The sequence below is a fragment of the Pantoea sp. ICBG 1758 genome, from assembly GCF_002928325.1.
Taxonomy (GTDB): Bacteria; Pseudomonadota; Gammaproteobacteria; order Enterobacterales; family Enterobacteriaceae; genus Pantoea; species Pantoea eucrina.
Map to the genome: position 1 here is coordinate 878,317 of NZ_POWL01000001.1, position 14,998 is coordinate 893,314.

Genomic DNA, 14,998 nt, shown 5'->3' on the forward strand with positions numbered 1-14,998 from the left:
ATTCGATAAATCAAGAGCATGTTCCCTAAAGCAACGCTAAAAAAATTCACGATCCAGGCGGATTTACGCATTAGCGCACAAAAGGATTAAAAAAATGAAGTGTCGGTGTCTCACTGAAGTTCAGCGTGGCGCGTCTCATAAACCTCAGTCGCGACCGCTGAGAGAACGGAATCTTCCCCGATATGCGCGGTGCAGTAGTGATAGAACTGGTTCAGCTCCTCTACAGTCTTCGCCTTCTGGGCGGCATAGGTGAACGACTCCACCAGCTCGGCAGGCGTGCGGGTTTCTTTCTCGGTGGGGTCGGGCTGCGCCTCTGCTGATCGGTTGATGATCTGATTGAGATCGAGCGCATTTTGTGGCGCAGCAGCGGGCGGCGTCACATCCCGTTCAACCGGCTGACCCATTTCATCCGGCGTGTATACGCCCAGAATCACATCGGGCGTATAGAGCCGCGCCCAGTATTTCACGGCGAGATAACCGAGCTGCTGCTTTGTCGCCGTGACCCATAATGGGGAGTTCCTTACCTTCACAAACTCAAGGTAAAGCGGCTCGCCCCATGTCCGTTCGGTATCACCGGCAAGGATTGCGCCGACGCGCACGAACAAGCCTTTCTCAGCGGCAGGGGTGCGATCGCCAGGGCGATGTTTTTCCCACGGTCCACCATACTCATATTCAAAGCGGGAACTCACCGCGCGCGAGCTGGTGACAATCGCGTTCACCAGCTGCGATTCATAACAGAGGTTGCCGTTCACCACGCTGGTTTTCTGCGCGACGGAATAGGGATTCATGTTCCATTGCACCGCCTGGAGGGCAACAGCCAGACAATCGGCAGGCTTTCCGCTCAGGTGCGCGGGAATGGTGACACGGCTCAGCGCCATCTGTTCGGCAAACGCCTGAAGCTTTTCAAGACTGGTGGGGTTAAAGATGGCCGAACGGGTATTTGAGGGATCGTGTTGAATGAGGTTGCTCATAAAAAATCCTTCTTTTTATCCCAGTCGGGACGGGTGATTTCTTCAATGCCGCCGAAATCCTGTCTGGCAATGGCATCGGCATAGGTGCGAAGGTTCGCCCGAAAGAGATGTGTCCCCACCTCGACATCATAAGGCGTCAGGGAAAAGACGCGCACAGGATAGCGTCCACACTCGATCGACTCGCTGACGACAATGAACACGAACATCGGGGTTTCGCCAAAGTGCTCACGAAACCCTTCACGATAAAAAGCATCCTGAACGTGATAGCGGAATTCGGCGATGTGACGCGGAAAACGCGCCATCTCCGCGACTTTTTTCACATCGATGATGACCGGCATCGAGGACAGGAACTTATCAGGCCTGATCCGACATAACACATCCGTTTCCCTGTCGCGCCAGTAAATCGAGGCTTCAGCATGTCCGGCCTGTTCGAGAAGCCAGCGCGCGGAAGGGTGTGCAAGTGTCGAATCACGCATTAGCCCGAGCTTTCGCCATACCTCGGCGGAAAGCACGGTTTTCTTAAGGGCAGCGGCGCGCCCGAGAAAGGCGCGTTCCTCATCCTTTCCGATATTGGTGCGCCGGTTGAATTCAGGAGACACGATAAAGCGACTGTCGAATTCATCCGGCTCAAGGAGAAGGCAATGAAGGGCAGTGCCAAAGGTCAGGGGTTCTTTCTTCAGTTCATCTTCCGGGGCGGATTTGCGCCACTGATAAACCGCCATGCTGATCGCGATGTCATCGAGCTGGGATTTGCTGATGCCGTCGCCGTGATGATAGTCCGCATTAGAGAGGGAAAAATAAACGCCGGGATCCATTATCCCTCCCAGCTTTCGCCATTGAGATAACGCTGAATGGCAAACTCGCGGGTCACGCGCGCCTCTAAGGCATCCCAGAAATGCTCAGACATCTTTACCTGATAATCCACATCGGAGAAGGACAGCCATTCATCGGCGATTTTGGTGAACTCGTTAGGGTAGTAATCCGCGACGGCATCGAGTAACGGATTCGGTTTTTTTAACGTATGGAGGCGTTCGACCTCGTGTCGGATGTGTTCCCGGTCCTCATCGGATAAATGGGTGATAATGTCGTTGATGCGTCGGTTGTCATGGAGGGAGAGTCGCATGTAATACCCTCTGATTGAAGCCAGTCGAGCATGGCTGAAATAAACTCGAACTCAGCGAGATTTTGAGAAGCAGAATCGGTTTTCATAAGGCCTTCATAATTAATAAACACTCGGATCGCCTTTCTCTTTTAAAAAGGCGATCAGATTGTGAATTTTGCGGGAAAGATAATGACGAAGGGGAAGGGAAAGGGTCTGGATCTGAGTAAGGGTGAACATGGTTCCTCCAGTAAAAGAAAAGGCCCGAGATGGGCCTAATCAGGATTCAGAGTGATGAACAAAACTTTTTAAATTCCATCGATATTTTATCGACTTCACCCATCTGGTCATAAAGGGTGTCGAGTGTGCTTTGTACAGCATCATTAGCGACATTTAACCGGGCAATAAAATCATCGATTTTAGGTTTCAGTTCATTGGTAATAAGATTTGATGTCCTGTCCGAATCGGCTTTATCGGCTTCCATCAGCATTTGTAGCGCGCGCTTGCGTAGATCTTCGGCTTGATTGCCGCGTGTATCGTCATCGGTTTCAGGTTCATCGACAGAAGCAACAGGTTCGGCCAATTTTATTTCAGGCACGGGTTCTGGCTCGTCTACCTCATCCGGCTCGGGCGACTCATCCACATCGGGAAGAAGGTGTTTCGGAATATCTTCAACCGGCATCATGCGTTTCGGCTTGATGCCGTTCCAGTCATATCCGGGTATGGTCGAGGGCAGGGGATATTTCTGATGAAAAAAGAATGTGCAGAGGTTCCCACCTTTGAGAGGTCTTGCCTGGATCACGTTGATGCAATCGCGTTCATCGAGATAACGGATCAGAATGTCCTTATCTTTGCGGCTGAGCGAGGCGAAGCTTTTTATTTTCTGGCTCATCTGAGGAAGACGAACACCATTACTCATTTTTTCAACAAACGCCTTGACCTCTCCGAGGGGTCTCCAGAGTTTGTTGGGCAGGGTATTTAATGCAGCCATTATAACTCCTTTGTCTTAAGTTGATGCACGTTATAACGAAACGTTCAAACGATAACTCGGCCAGAAATTTCAGAGGACGAATTAAAATTTCACTTAAGATCCAAAAGGCATTAGCAGCACTAACGAAAGAGATAAACACAAACCAAAGCCGTCTGGATCCCCGAATATGGACTTAAACAACCACGGCTGAGACAAAAAAGACTCGCAATCTGTGTGATTTGTGTTTGCCAACAAACCTAAGTATTCATTCGGAATTTTCTGAGCGAGAACGTTCGGAATGAACACCTGACGTTCGCACCATTGCCATTCTTCCTGAATCCGCCGGGCGACCGACGTCATTGAGTTGCGCCGTTCAACAGCGCCATTAAATACCATGAGATTTGAACGGTCAACTACTTAGGTTTTAAGAAGGGATGTCAGAATGTGACTTGTGTCGCAAAGTATGTACTTTTAATCCGTAGGTAGTCACTTATTCCGATGGAAACGAATCAGGAATAAGTGATTGAAAGGTAATTAAACGTTGCGCTGAAGGTAAACGATGCGGCCAAGAATATCGACCTCTCCCATTGGGATCTTCTCGTCCGGGAAAGACTGGGAATTGTAGCTTTTCAGCGTAAGTTCTGAGGGGCCGGAGCGGTATAATAACCGGACTTTTCGCCAGCTGCTTTGATCCAGCGCATACATTTTGCCATCGACAATCCGTTTATCGTTCATGTCGACAAGAATCTGCGTTCCCTCTGGCATAACCGGATCCATGTTGTCGCCGGTCACGAAAAAAGCCACAAAGTTCGCGGCAGTTACATTCACACCAAAATCAGTCAATACGTCCTTTTCTATTCGCATTACGGGACCGTTATATTCAGTGAAAGGAAACGGCGAGTTAGCAAAAGCACTATCTATATCAGGGAGTAAAGGAACTGCAATCTCGCCATCGCGATAAGGAAGGGCGAAGTCGATAATCTGAAGGCCTTCAGGATCGGCGGTCAATTCTTCCTGACCTGAAAGGGGATTATCCTCGCCGGGTTCCGTAATATACTGCGGACCATTACCCGTCAACAACCACTCCGCGCGCACACCGAGTGACTGCGCAATCTCAACAATGCGTTTACTTGATTTGGCATGTCCTGAAGCCAGTTTGTAAATCGTGCCTTGCGTGACGCCAACCCGTCTCGCCAGTTCACCTTGTGAATATCCTCGTTCAATCAACATCGCTTTCAGGCGCTCAGCAAGTGACATCTCAATCTTTGAACCTCGTAGTGTCCAGGTGTTGAAAATTGACTACCTGGAGAGTTATGATTTGCTTTCTTTTAAATACTGAGGTAATTAAATCCCGTGAATGAAATCATCCGTTTCGCCATCGAGCAAAGCGGAAGCCAGAAGAAACTGGCCGATGCCTGCGGCGTCACACAAGGGGCGGTGTGGAAATGGCTTCACGGTGTTAACCATGTGTCCCCCCAGTATGTGATCAAGGTGGCACGGGCAACCGATGGACAATTCAAACCACACCAGATTCGCCCCGATTTACCCGAACTTTTCCCACGAACCTGATCGGAATCGTTCAACGCTCTTTAACAATCTGCGCATTTAAAATGACGATTACTTTCGTAATCGCGCTTGATGCGGCGCATCATAGCGCAACAGCAAAGTGAACGCTTTAAAGCCTTGTCTATCGTGTTAATCGGTATCGGCAAGTTTTAAATACATCTGAGGCTGTATCGTTGAAGATAATGTGACCAGTCTTTAAGTCACGGCTACCTTCGCGGAGTGCTCAGAAGCGTTCGCACCCATACCAATGACAACACTCAGGAGTTTATCTAATGCGAGCTACACAGATTCACACGGCTTTAAAGATTGAGTCGACCCTGTTAAACGCGATTAACCTGCATGGAACAGAGAAGATCGCGAATGCGATAGGGATTGATCGATCACAAATTTCTCGCTGGAAAAAAACTCACATTCCTAAATTTGCGCGATTTTTGGCCTATATCGGCCATGATGTTGACGATGAGGATTTGCGGAGGCTGGCGAAAGAGGTCGCTCAGATCCTGATAAGAGAAATGCGTTCAAATCCTGAGGGAAATGAACGCATTGAGAAGGAATAGCACAGCAAGTTAAGCCCCCACATTATTCACGAATCGTCAAGTTCAAACAAGGCAACGCGACCAAATTCGCTTCCTTTGTTCATTCACAACACCCTATCTGAATCACAATAAAAAAAGGATCTCCGTGGGGCGGAGATCCTTTTGCTGACCAATTTCAGAGGTGAATCTATGAATTCCAGAACGTGTCGGTGTCATTATAACACCGAAAACGAAATAAAACGCGCACTAAAAAACATTACATTTATTAAGGTTATTAGCCATGCCTCCCGCAAGGAGGTTCGTCTGTGAAACCGCGTCTCACGCTGCATGATTTCACCCAAGACAATCAGGTCAGGGGTAACAAAGTGCATAACCAGAAACAGGGGCATTTTTCACTGTTTCGAAGTCTTCTCCTGGCAGACTGGGCGAAGGATCCGATTAAACTCGCCGTCTGGATCCGGCTTCTTTCTGAAGCCTCATTTCGTCCGCGTTCGGTTGAGTTTTTAAATCGCGACTGGCAGCTGAAACCCGGCGAGCTGGTCACGACATCTACTCTTCTCGCCAGCCGCATTCATGACCATGAAGGTTCGCCGATCTCAAAACGTCACGTCTTGCGGATCCTGAAGTTCTTTGAACGCCACAACATGATCATCATGTCGAACACCCCGATCGCGCTGACGATCTTCATCACAAATTATTGCGATTATCAGGAGGTAGACCCGCAATTTGAAAGCAGATCACGCGGTACACCCCTCGGTACACCTGACGGTACACCCCACGGTACACCTAATCCCAGTGCTGGCGCGGGTTTGAAGGTGGTAGGCGGTACACCCCCCGGTACACCTGACGGTACACCCCTCGGTACACAGAACAATACTGATAACAATACTGATCTTAAAAAGATCATGTCGGCGAAACCGAAAAAAACTGGATCCTCACGAGGATCCCGATCTACCATGCGTCCCGACGCTGCTATTGAATCGCCTTCTGGCCTACACTGGGGAACCGCCGATGATCTTACCCTCGCTGAATGGATGTGTTCGCTGGTGGAAGGGCTGGGCATCAAGCTCAAAAAAATCAGCTGGTCGGGTTGGGCGAATCAAATTCGGTTACTTCGCGAGAATGAATCTTGCGATCACCAGCAGATAGCCACAGTTTTCAAATGGGCCAATTCTGATAGATTTTGGCAAGAAATTGTGTTAAGTCCTACAAAACTTCGTGACCACTGGGACAGTCTTTATTTGCAGTCCCAGTTGAAGAACCGAAAAGTCAATGTCGGGAAACATCAGAATCAACTCGATTTTGATAACACCGACTGGGCTGAGGGACTTGAATTATGAAACAATTTGCCCAGGCAATAAAAAATCAGGACACTCGCCAGCTTTCTTTGCTGGCACAGTCACACAACGAAAAGCGTTCGGATATATTACCGAAAGAAGCGATTGAAACCTTCAACGTGTTATTCAAGCAACTCCGCGCCACTTTTCCGGCCATGATGAATCAGATTCAGGATCAGCAGCAATTAAACGAGCTGCGACGCCAATGGATAAAAGCCATTGCTGAAAATGAGATTTATCATTCAGACCAGATAGAAGCCGGAATGAGAAGGGCGCGCCAACATGATAAGCCTTTTCTTCCTTCGCCTGGTGAATTTATATCGTGGTGCAAAGCAGGGGAAATAAATAAGTTCGGTTTGCCGGATGCATCCGATCTATACGATCTCGTGATGCGTTTCAGGGCAACCCGTTTTCAGTTTCGTTCTGCTGAAGATTATCCCTGGCAAGATAACGCGCAATACTGGTTAGTGACGGCTGTCAGTGCAAAAATGACGAGCCTTTCCTTAACCGTTTCAGAAGCGCTGAAAGTCTGTGATCAGGAAATAAAAAAACTTGCCGCGAAACTTTCCTCTGGTTTTTCTGTTCCGTCACCCATCCCACAAGTCGAACAGAAAACCATTACGTCATCACCTGAAGTGGCGCGCCGCCATATCGCCAAAATGAAAGCGATGCTGAAAGCCAGTCATTAAATAAAGGGCGTTCGCGCCCTTATTTCAGACCGTTTCTATGATGAATTTGGCCATGCTATGCTGGCCAGAATGGCATTCTCTCCAAGATTTGATTTGTGAACTTTCTCCCCTGAAGTAAAAGAGACTGTTATGAAATTGGATCTGCATCATGGTGACTGTTTGGATGTGCTTAAAACCCTGCCTGAAAACTCTGTTGACAGTATCATTACCGATCCACCGTATGGCTTAAGCAAACCTCCCGATATGACCGAAGTCTTAACGCGCTGGCTTAACGGCGATGATTACGAACATCGAGGGAATGGGTTCATGGGGAAGAGCTGGGATAGTTTTGTGCCAGGACCGTCAGTCTGGCGTGAATGTCTTCGCGTCCTCAAACCGGGTGGTCATCTTCTCTCCTTCTTTGGCGCACGAACCTATGATTTAGGGACGACAGCGATTCGCATGGCCGGGTTTGAAATCAGGGATCAAATTATGTGGGTTTACGGGTCAGGGTTCCCTAAATCTCACAATATCAGCAAGGCAATCGATAAATCTGAAGGCGTTGAACCGACCGTTATCGGCCATAGCTCAAACGGCATCGCGGGCGGAACGGGTGAGTTCACGTCAGGGAATCCTGACAGCGCCGGTTATAAAAGTGACTTTGATTTGACGGTCCCCACTTCAGAACACGCTAAAGAGTGGGATGGTTGGGGAACGGCGCTTAAACCTGCCCATGAGCCGATTTGTATGGCCCGTAAACCTTTTTCCGGGCCGGTTGCTGCGAATGTTCTCGCGCATGGAACGGGTGCAATAAATATCGATGCCTGTCGTATTGGAAATGAAACGCGCTACAACCCACCTTCTCATAACAAACCAGGAGGGAACAGTTTACAGATGTCGGTTTCAGGAATGCCTGAGGAAGGCACAGGATCGCTTGTCGATGGCCGCTGGCCTGCAAACTTCTGTCATGATGGCAGTGTTGAGGTCACAAAACTTTTCCCTCATTCCTCATCCACAGGGAACCGGAGCGAGGCGAGCCGTCAGACGACCGTCAAAGGAACAAAATTCCTCATGGATAACCACCTGAGCCGTGAATATAACGATTCAGGCAGCGTGGCCCGCTATTTCTATTGTGCCAAAACCGGCAAACTCGATCGGGAAGAGGGCGTTTCAATCGTTTCTAATTCACGATCTAAAAATAATCATCCCACGGTAAAACCCACGAGCCTGATGGGCTGGCTTTGTTTGCTGGTGACACCACCCGGCGGAACCATTCTCGATCCCTATATGGGCAGCGGGTCGACCGGTAAAGCGGCGGCCATTCATGGATTCGATTTTATTGGCATTGAAAAAGAGGCGGATTATCTCTCAATCGCGCGTCAGCGCATTGAATTTAAGCGAGACCAGAAACAGGAGGAGTGATGTTAATCCCAGCTGAAGGGATTCGGATAAATCAGCTCAATTTTGTCGATATTAAACGCGCGCTCGAAACGGAACTTCGAGCGGGTCGTTCATTCAGGCTTCGGCTTGAACCGTGGTCCGAAAAACGCACCCTCTCACAGAACGCCATGTTCCATGCCTGGATGGGTGAACTGAGCCGGTATCTGATCCTTCATGGTCGCTCGTTTTGCACACCCGCCTGGTGCAAAGACGCGATGAAATATACCTTCCTCGGCTTCGAGGAGACCACTTACACCGATGTCACGACAGGCGCTCAGATTGTGAGGGAAACCTTACGCCATACCTCTAAGCTCAGGGTCGGTGAAATGTTCCAGTTCATGACGAAGGTTCAGGCGTGGTGTCTCGATATTGGCTGTTTTGTTCGCGTCCCCGTTAACTCTGAATACTTCGCTCTGAAACGCCAACAAGAGGAATGATCATGGCATCAGATAACGAAAACAACGTGGTCAGCATTTGGGAAAGGTCGGATCCCAACGCTGACATCAATGAAATGAAGAATTTTGTCGAAGCAGAACCGCCGCCTGAGGCTCGGCATTGTACCCATTCGAGCATTCTGGTTAATGAATACCATCGATCAATAACCTGCCGTCACTGTCACGCCACCCTTGAACCGTTCGAATATCTGCTTCGCCTTGCCAAAAAAGAGACCCGCATAGACTGGGATCTTCGCGCGCTGCGCGCAGAGGTAAAGCGTCGGCGGGAAGGGCTTGATAACCTGAAACGGGAAGAGACCAATACCCGCGCACGGATTAAAACCGCGTCTTTCAGACTTAACGATATTACCGTTGCCATCAATGCGGCGAGCGATTCGCTTCTTCAGTTAAAGGGGTGTCATGGAAAACGATGATATTGATCAGGCGGTCATCGATCAGGTTGAAAAAATTGTGATCGATTATCTTGCTGTTAAACAGGAAGGGACGGTTGAGGAAATTTATAAAACCTGCCGGAACAATATTCCGTTTTATCTCCTGAAAGATGTCGTGTTTCAGATGTTCAAACATTACAAGCTCAGGCGGGTCATTGTGAAAGGTTTGGGGGCTAAATACCGGATTACCGCTTATTACCCCGCTTTTGGTTATGCTTATAAGCCGAAACGAAAACCCCGACCTAAAACGGAACCCAAAGAGATTAAGGCACTTTCCACCAGCGATTCATGTAAATATAAATCTCAGGTTTATACTTTCGATCAACTTCTTCGGAACGTAAGGAACAGCGAATGAAAAGATCATGGTTTCAGCATTACCCGATGAGCGATAATGAAGCGAGCAATCTGATAGCCTATTATCAAAAGCGAGGCGTTCAGACCCAGAAGAGTTTGACCGCTGACCCGCGTTTTTTTGTTGTCAGTGCTTTTTTACCGATGTCGAACTATATTCCCCCGTCGCAAAGGTCGTTCATTAATCGCCTTTGGCAATAACAAATTAGAATCCATCTTCAGCCAGCGTTTGCTGGCTTTTTTATCCCTCAACGTCATGTTTAAGCCTTTAAAAAAGGAATCATGATGACCACACATCCAAAACAAAAAAGATGCCCCATCTGCGATCTGATGTTCACCCCGTGGATGACAACGCAGCATGTTTGTTCTAACTATCAATGTGCCATAGCCTGGAATCGAAAGCAGGATGAGCGCTACCGCATTCGCGCCGAACGCCGCCGTCAGCGTGCCGGATTACCCTTCAAACAAAAAGAACGGCGAGAATTCTTAAAAGAAGCCCAGGAAGCTTTCAATAAATATATTCGGGTGCGTGATGCCGGTCGTCCCTGTCATGCCTGCGGATGCGTTCTGAATGATAACAACCCGGATCGACCAGGCGCTTTTGTCGATGCCAGTCATTTTCGTTCCCGCGCCCGCGCCAGTCAGCTGCGTTTCAATGTGTTCAACTGCGTGACCTCTTGCGTGCATTGTAACCGCGACCTATCCGGTAACATTCCGAATCTGCGTCGCGGGCTGATTGATCGGTTTGGTCTGTCAATCGTGATCCGCCTGGAATGTGATAACACCTTCAAACCCTACACCATCAGCTATCTTGTTCGCCTCAAAGAGATCTTCTCCCGACGAACCGAACACCTTATTCGCCTGCGCGCAGGTAAGGAGGCGCTATGAATCTGGAAAAAACCGTTCGCTTTCATTTCCCGAAATCCTCCCGTGTCAGTGATGAACCGCGAGGAACCAGCGCCGACACCCTTCAGATGTCCGAGGTGATGGCGGCGATCGGCATGGCGGAGGCTAATGCCGGGTTTGGCATGTCGGCGTTCTTTGGCAAGATGGGGTTAAGCCAGAACGACAAAAATAGAGCGGTTACGGCGTTGATGAAGCTCACACGGGCGCGAATCGGGAAGCTGAAGCTGGTGGCCGAACTCACTGGCCGTCAGCGCGCCCGGATGATTTATCTGATGGCTCTGTTTGCTTATGAAGATTATTGCCGTACTGCGGCGACGCCAGAAAACCGCTGTCCGAGTTGCAAAGGGCGTGGCATCGTGAGAGACGTGCCGAAGATTGCGGAAACCCACCAGCGTGTCATGAAGACCTGTAGTCGGTGTAAAGGATTCGGTTTCAGGCGAGTGAAGGGCGAACACCTGCGGAGTGCGATAAAGCAAATTATGCCGGAACTCTCACAGGCGTCGTTTTATCGCTACCTGTTTCCAGTCTTTAAGGAGTTAATTCAGGTTTGTTTTGAGGAGGAGACACGCGCGAATAACGCTTTAAAGAAAGTTTCTCACCAAAATATGTATTAAAGCGTGCGAAAACTACCTGGGTTATCTTGAAAGCCTGAAAAAAACTGCATAAGCTAAACGCAGAGAGTCGGAAACCGTCCGGTGAACCTGTGAAACACCGCTCCTCTGCAAGCTGGTTTACGACTCTCGCCTTCACTCTCCTCACACGTTTACCCACCCCGGAAGAGTTGTTTTGCGATCGTTTTTCTCCTTATGGCAAGGTGTGTGAGCGAGGGTGAACTCTTTTGGTTTGGTAGTGGCCAAAAAAATGGCCTTCTTCATGAAGGCCAAACTGAAACAACAGTGGATAACATCTTTAGATTATGACCGTTTTAAACCAGCAAACAATAAAACGGCATCGACAAGATTATTTCACCCCTAAAATGAATGCGTATTAATCTGAGCGATTTCCAAAAATTCGCATTCATTGAAACGTCGTCGTGATTTGTGCTGATTATTTTTCATCCGATTGAAATTGCAAAAATGCATATGTGGCGACACGAGCAGCGGGCTAGAATTGCGCTTAACCCGACCTGTCAATAATAATCCAAATGTGAGAAGCCACTTATGGACCATTTAGAAATTACGCACAATCAGGAATTTGCGTTTGCTGCCGTGGCGGCGATGTCCCTCGTTTCCTTTGCAACCGGGCCTCAGACCGAAAACGAGCTAGAAGAAATTTATATTCAGCTTCATGATTCCCGGCGATTAATTCAGGAGATTGAATTTTCTCTTGAGGCGCTTGACGAGGTGAAAGAACGCCTTCAGCTTAATTATCCTGATGCACAGGAAGCGATTTTATCCGATCTGGGTCGGATGGAACTCGATCATGAAGAGGCCGTTGAAATCGTCAATATGGCGCTTGATGTTGTGAAAAGTAATAAAGACGTTGAGCCTGAAAAAATGGACGTGATTTCTGGTTTGTGTAAAGTCTTGAATTTATATTCTGAACAATTTAATTTTATCACCTGATACCGCTATTCCATACCTCAACCAGTAGCATTTGCTAACGTTTCGCCCTGTCGCAAGTCAGGGCTTTTTTTTTGAGCGTTCTGGCTGGCTGAGTGACACAATTTTGATTACACTTCGTGTCTTTCACACGGAGAATGAACAGTGATATGCGATACCCGGTCGATGTTATACCTTCCAGCTGCGGTTTTATCATTTTTTGTCGTGACATTCCTGAAGCTCAGGGACATGGGGAGACATCAGAGTGCGCCTTGCAAAACTGTCGGGAAACGCTGATCGCTGTCCTGGATGACCGATTCACGGCGCGCGAGGCGATACCGCTTCCGGGTGAGGTCGATGGCCATTTCATTGACGTGCCGCTCAGCATTGCCGCGAAGGTGCTGTTGCTGAATGAGGTGGTTGAACAAGGGGTGTCAAACTCCGAACTCGCGAAACGCATCGGTTTACCCCGACAGGAAATCACCCGCATTTTAAATTTGAACCACACCACGAAAATTGACACAATTCAAAAAGCAATGTCAGCGCTCGGAAAAACGTTGATGTTACGTGTGTGTTGATTCCTTACTTCTGGTATATCCATTCATACAGCCTGAACATTCGTGTTCAGGCTTTTTTTTGTCGCTTTTCCCAAGCGATGTTTACTGAGAGATCCTTTAAAGGGTGAGTCGGGTGGGTTCATTCGGCTCTCTCACTGGATGTTCTCCTGGGAAACGGCTCACCCTCTAAAGGATAAAATATGTTCGGTTTCTTAAAGAAACGCGCTCGCCGCGTGACCAATGACATCACCAAATTTGAAAAACGTGATCTGGCGCAAGCTGTCGTGAATGCAGCCTGGCTGGTGGCGTTCGCGGATGGGAATTGTGATCCGATTGAGCGCGCCAAAATCGACCAGGTGCTGAAGACGAATCCGGTTCTCTATAATTTCACGAGCGAGCTGGCCGAAATCTCGACCAAAATCGTCAATTTGCTGGAGACCGATTTCAAGATCGGACGGCGCGCGGCGATGCGCGAAATCGAGGATGTGAAGGGCGATCAGCGTGAAGCGGAAGATGTGCTTGATGTCGCAGTGGCCATCGCTGAGGCAGACGGCGAAATTGAGAAATCAGAAATGAAGGTGCTCGAACAGATCGCCCTGGTCCTCGGGTTACGGCTGGAGAATCACCTTGAATAATAAATACCCGCAAAATATTTATTTTACGGGGCTTCTGGTTTTCTTTCTGATCTTTCACTTTCTGGGAACCCTTGCCGCCAGCTTCTCGGATGGGGTGTTGCTGGGTGTCGTCTATCTGCTGCTGAAGGCTAACCGGGACCGCTGAGGGAGGCATGATGAGAGTTTCTGATCTGACCCTGATGGAATTCATTGCCAGAATTAACGTCATGAATCTGGCGCTGTTTGCGAACGGCGAGGTGAATGAGGATCTGAAGCCTGCGATCACTGAGTTGATTGAAGCGCTTGACCTGTCTGAAGAAGGGCGGTTTCTCTGTCGTAAACTCATGTCGCGCCAGCAGGCAGAATTAGAACGGGATTTTCATACGGCGCTCGATCAGCTGTTCTTTTCGCTGGAACCGGTAGCGGACTGGCCAAATATGGCGCATCGGGTTCAGGTCATTTATATGGTGCTGGTGGAAGAGAAAGGCGAGCTGACCGAATCCGAGATCACCCTTGCTCAGGAACTGGCGGAAACCCTCGCGCTCGACGTCGATTATTACTTAGATCGCACAGACTAAGAGGCTTTTTCGATTCAGGTCGTTATCTTCAAAGGTAAATCGCTAAGTTTTTAACCGATTACCTAAAGGAGGTAAGATGATCGAACCCACAGAAACCCTGAACCCGGATGATAAAGAACTTATCTTTGCCATCATCCTCATCGATGTGATTTATCTCATCGCCTTCGCTGAACGCTATCCCACGGAACGACAGGTGAAGCTCATTGAGCATATTCGCGAATATGAACCTACGTTGCAAAACAGCAAATTCGTCAATGCAATTATTGCGGATTCGCTCGAAGACAAACTGTCGACGGATTACACCCGGACCGCGAATCGTATTCTCATGAATATGAGTCGTATCGTCAGCGATCAGGCGATGTGCGAAAAGATTTATGCCTATGCCCAGGAGGTCGCATTAATGGGTGATGGCATTACGCCGAATGTTCAGAATTTGCTTGATCGCATTGGCGACGCGCTGTTTTTATAGGTGATCACATGAACGGTTCTGAAATGAAAAAGCTCGCGCAGGCTCGCAACGAGCTTTTGCAGGCTAAAGCCTGTCTTGAGGACGGTCAGACTGAGAAGAGTAAACTGAGCGTGATTGCGGCGCTCTGTTTTATCGATTTGATTTATACCCTTGAGGCAAGAGGATCAGCCGAACTTGTCCGGCAAGGGCAATAACATTATATCGCGCTTGACTCGCGTGGGATAACTCGTCTCAAAGGCCACAAGGCTCAGTTCATAATTCACCTGAAGCTTTATCCAGAAATCGAGTTCTTCACTGAAGAACTGCGATAATTTAGTGCAAAGCGTGAGAGACATGGGCATTTTCATGTCGATCACGTCTTTCATTTCATCCTCATCAAAATTTATTCGAAGCGCCAGCTCGAAAAACGCCAGCTTTAATTCACGCAGACGACATTTGAGAACCAAACCCGGATGGGGATGAATATTCTCACTCATGAAAAGTAACTCCCTCTTTTTTGTTGGGGAGAG

23 protein-coding genes are annotated in these 14,998 nt (G+C 48.6%); 17 read left to right on the plus strand and 6 right to left on the minus strand.

The genetic code is table 11. From position 1 onward, the window contains the following. Window positions 1-110: 110 nt before the first annotated feature. The 5 genes from C1Y41_RS04330 to C1Y41_RS04350 form a co-directional block, all read right to left on the minus strand. A complete protein-coding gene (locus tag C1Y41_RS04330; protein WP_104084873.1) occupies window positions 111-971 on the minus strand; it encodes a RecT family recombinase in 861 nt (286 codons plus the stop codon). Continuing rightward, a complete protein-coding gene (locus tag C1Y41_RS04335) occupies window positions 968-1,786 on the minus strand; it encodes a PD-(D/E)XK nuclease-like domain-containing protein (RefSeq protein WP_104084874.1) in 819 nt (272 codons plus the stop codon). The genes C1Y41_RS04330 and C1Y41_RS04335 overlap by 4 nt, the downstream gene beginning before the upstream one ends. Beyond that, window positions 1,786-2,094, minus strand: a complete 309-nt coding sequence (locus C1Y41_RS04340; RefSeq protein ID WP_104084875.1) for a hypothetical protein — start codon at window positions 2,092-2,094, stop codon at window positions 1,786-1,788. The genes C1Y41_RS04335 and C1Y41_RS04340 overlap by 1 nt, the downstream gene beginning before the upstream one ends. A 262-nt stretch (window positions 2,095-2,356) precedes the next feature. Next, window positions 2,357-3,061, minus strand: coding sequence for a hypothetical protein (locus tag C1Y41_RS04345; RefSeq protein ID WP_104084876.1), 705 nt, complete (start codon window positions 3,059-3,061; stop codon window positions 2,357-2,359). 513 nt (window positions 3,062-3,574) lie between these two features. Continuing rightward, complete coding sequence (locus tag C1Y41_RS04350) at window positions 3,575-4,297, minus strand: S24 family peptidase (protein ID WP_104084877.1); 723 nt, start codon at window positions 4,295-4,297, stop codon at window positions 3,575-3,577. A gap of 96 nt (window positions 4,298-4,393) precedes the next feature. Between C1Y41_RS04350 and C1Y41_RS04355 the strand changes: the two genes are divergently transcribed. The 17 genes from C1Y41_RS04355 to C1Y41_RS19830 all read left to right on the plus strand — a co-directional run bounded on the left by C1Y41_RS04355 (window position 4,394) and on the right by C1Y41_RS19830 (window position 14,683). Further along, entirely contained in the window at window positions 4,394-4,609 is a 216-nt protein-coding gene (locus tag C1Y41_RS04355; protein ID WP_104084878.1) for a helix-turn-helix domain-containing protein, read from the plus strand. Between the two features lie 269 nt (window positions 4,610-4,878). Then, window positions 4,879-5,163 (plus strand): CII family transcriptional regulator, encoded by a 285-nt coding sequence (locus tag C1Y41_RS04360; RefSeq protein ID WP_104084879.1) that lies wholly within the window; start codon window positions 4,879-4,881, stop codon window positions 5,161-5,163. 284 nt (window positions 5,164-5,447) lie between these two features. After that, window positions 5,448-6,482 (plus strand): replication protein, encoded by a 1,035-nt coding sequence (locus tag C1Y41_RS04365; RefSeq protein WP_104084880.1) that lies wholly within the window; start codon window positions 5,448-5,450, stop codon window positions 6,480-6,482. Then, window positions 6,479-7,168 carry a replication protein P gene (locus C1Y41_RS04370; RefSeq protein WP_104084881.1) on the plus strand — a complete coding sequence of 230 codons (690 nt, stop codon included), beginning with the start codon at window positions 6,479-6,481 and terminating at the stop codon, window positions 7,166-7,168. Before C1Y41_RS04365 ends, C1Y41_RS04370 begins: the two co-directional genes overlap by 4 nt. 129 nt (window positions 7,169-7,297) lie before the next feature. Further along, the gene (locus C1Y41_RS04375; RefSeq protein WP_104084882.1) at window positions 7,298-8,569 is read left to right on the plus strand and encodes a DNA methyltransferase; all 1,272 of its coding nucleotides are present in this window, start codon (window positions 7,298-7,300) and stop codon (window positions 8,567-8,569) included. Further along, complete coding sequence (locus tag C1Y41_RS04380) at window positions 8,569-9,024, plus strand: recombination protein NinB (protein WP_233207410.1); 456 nt, start codon at window positions 8,569-8,571, stop codon at window positions 9,022-9,024. Before C1Y41_RS04375 ends, C1Y41_RS04380 begins: the two co-directional genes overlap by 1 nt. A gap of 2 nt (window positions 9,025-9,026) precedes the next feature. Beyond that, window positions 9,027-9,455 (plus strand): hypothetical protein, encoded by a 429-nt coding sequence (locus C1Y41_RS04385; RefSeq protein WP_233207411.1) that lies wholly within the window; start codon window positions 9,027-9,029, stop codon window positions 9,453-9,455. Further along, on the plus strand, window positions 9,442-9,828 hold the full coding sequence (locus C1Y41_RS04390) for a hypothetical protein (RefSeq protein ID WP_104084884.1): 387 nt from the start codon (window positions 9,442-9,444) through the stop codon (window positions 9,826-9,828). Before C1Y41_RS04385 ends, C1Y41_RS04390 begins: the two co-directional genes overlap by 14 nt. Window positions 9,829-10,106: 278 nt before the next feature. After that, window positions 10,107-10,712 carry a recombination protein NinG gene (locus C1Y41_RS04400; protein ID WP_104084886.1) on the plus strand — a complete coding sequence of 202 codons (606 nt, stop codon included), beginning with the start codon at window positions 10,107-10,109 and terminating at the stop codon, window positions 10,710-10,712. Further along, complete coding sequence (locus tag C1Y41_RS04405) at window positions 10,709-11,344, plus strand: antitermination protein (protein ID WP_104084887.1); 636 nt, start codon at window positions 10,709-10,711, stop codon at window positions 11,342-11,344. Before C1Y41_RS04400 ends, C1Y41_RS04405 begins: the two co-directional genes overlap by 4 nt. A 546-nt stretch (window positions 11,345-11,890) precedes the next feature. Next, entirely contained in the window at window positions 11,891-12,295 is a 405-nt protein-coding gene (locus C1Y41_RS04410; protein WP_104084888.1) for a hypothetical protein, read from the plus strand. A 146-nt stretch (window positions 12,296-12,441) separates the two neighbouring features. Then, window positions 12,442-12,849: a type II toxin-antitoxin system HicB family antitoxin gene (locus tag C1Y41_RS04415; protein ID WP_104085338.1), complete on the plus strand. Its 408-nt coding sequence runs from the start codon at window positions 12,442-12,444 to the stop codon at window positions 12,847-12,849. Window positions 12,850-13,028: 179 nt separating this feature from the next. After that, window positions 13,029-13,463 carry a tellurite resistance TerB family protein gene (locus tag C1Y41_RS04420; protein WP_104084889.1) on the plus strand — a complete coding sequence of 145 codons (435 nt, stop codon included), beginning with the start codon at window positions 13,029-13,031 and terminating at the stop codon, window positions 13,461-13,463. Continuing rightward, complete coding sequence (locus tag C1Y41_RS19990) at window positions 13,456-13,608, plus strand: hypothetical protein (RefSeq protein ID WP_158249859.1); 153 nt, start codon at window positions 13,456-13,458, stop codon at window positions 13,606-13,608. The genes C1Y41_RS04420 and C1Y41_RS19990 overlap by 8 nt, the downstream gene beginning before the upstream one ends. Window positions 13,609-13,669: 61 nt before the next feature. Next, window positions 13,670-14,020: a hypothetical protein gene (locus tag C1Y41_RS04425; protein WP_158249860.1), complete on the plus strand. Its 351-nt coding sequence runs from the start codon at window positions 13,670-13,672 to the stop codon at window positions 14,018-14,020. Between the two features lie 76 nt (window positions 14,021-14,096). Continuing rightward, on the plus strand, window positions 14,097-14,489 hold the full coding sequence (locus tag C1Y41_RS04430; protein WP_104084891.1) for a hypothetical protein: 393 nt from the start codon (window positions 14,097-14,099) through the stop codon (window positions 14,487-14,489). 8 nt (window positions 14,490-14,497) lie between these two features. After that, window positions 14,498-14,683: a hypothetical protein gene (locus C1Y41_RS19830; protein WP_146065222.1), complete on the plus strand. Its 186-nt coding sequence runs from the start codon at window positions 14,498-14,500 to the stop codon at window positions 14,681-14,683. On the opposite strand, the gene C1Y41_RS04435 is transcribed toward C1Y41_RS19830, so the two are convergent. Continuing rightward, on the minus strand, window positions 14,654-14,965 hold the full coding sequence (locus tag C1Y41_RS04435) for a hypothetical protein (RefSeq protein ID WP_104084892.1): 312 nt from the start codon (window positions 14,963-14,965) through the stop codon (window positions 14,654-14,656). The genes C1Y41_RS19830 and C1Y41_RS04435 overlap by 30 nt on opposite strands. Window positions 14,966-14,998 lie beyond the last annotated feature (33 nt).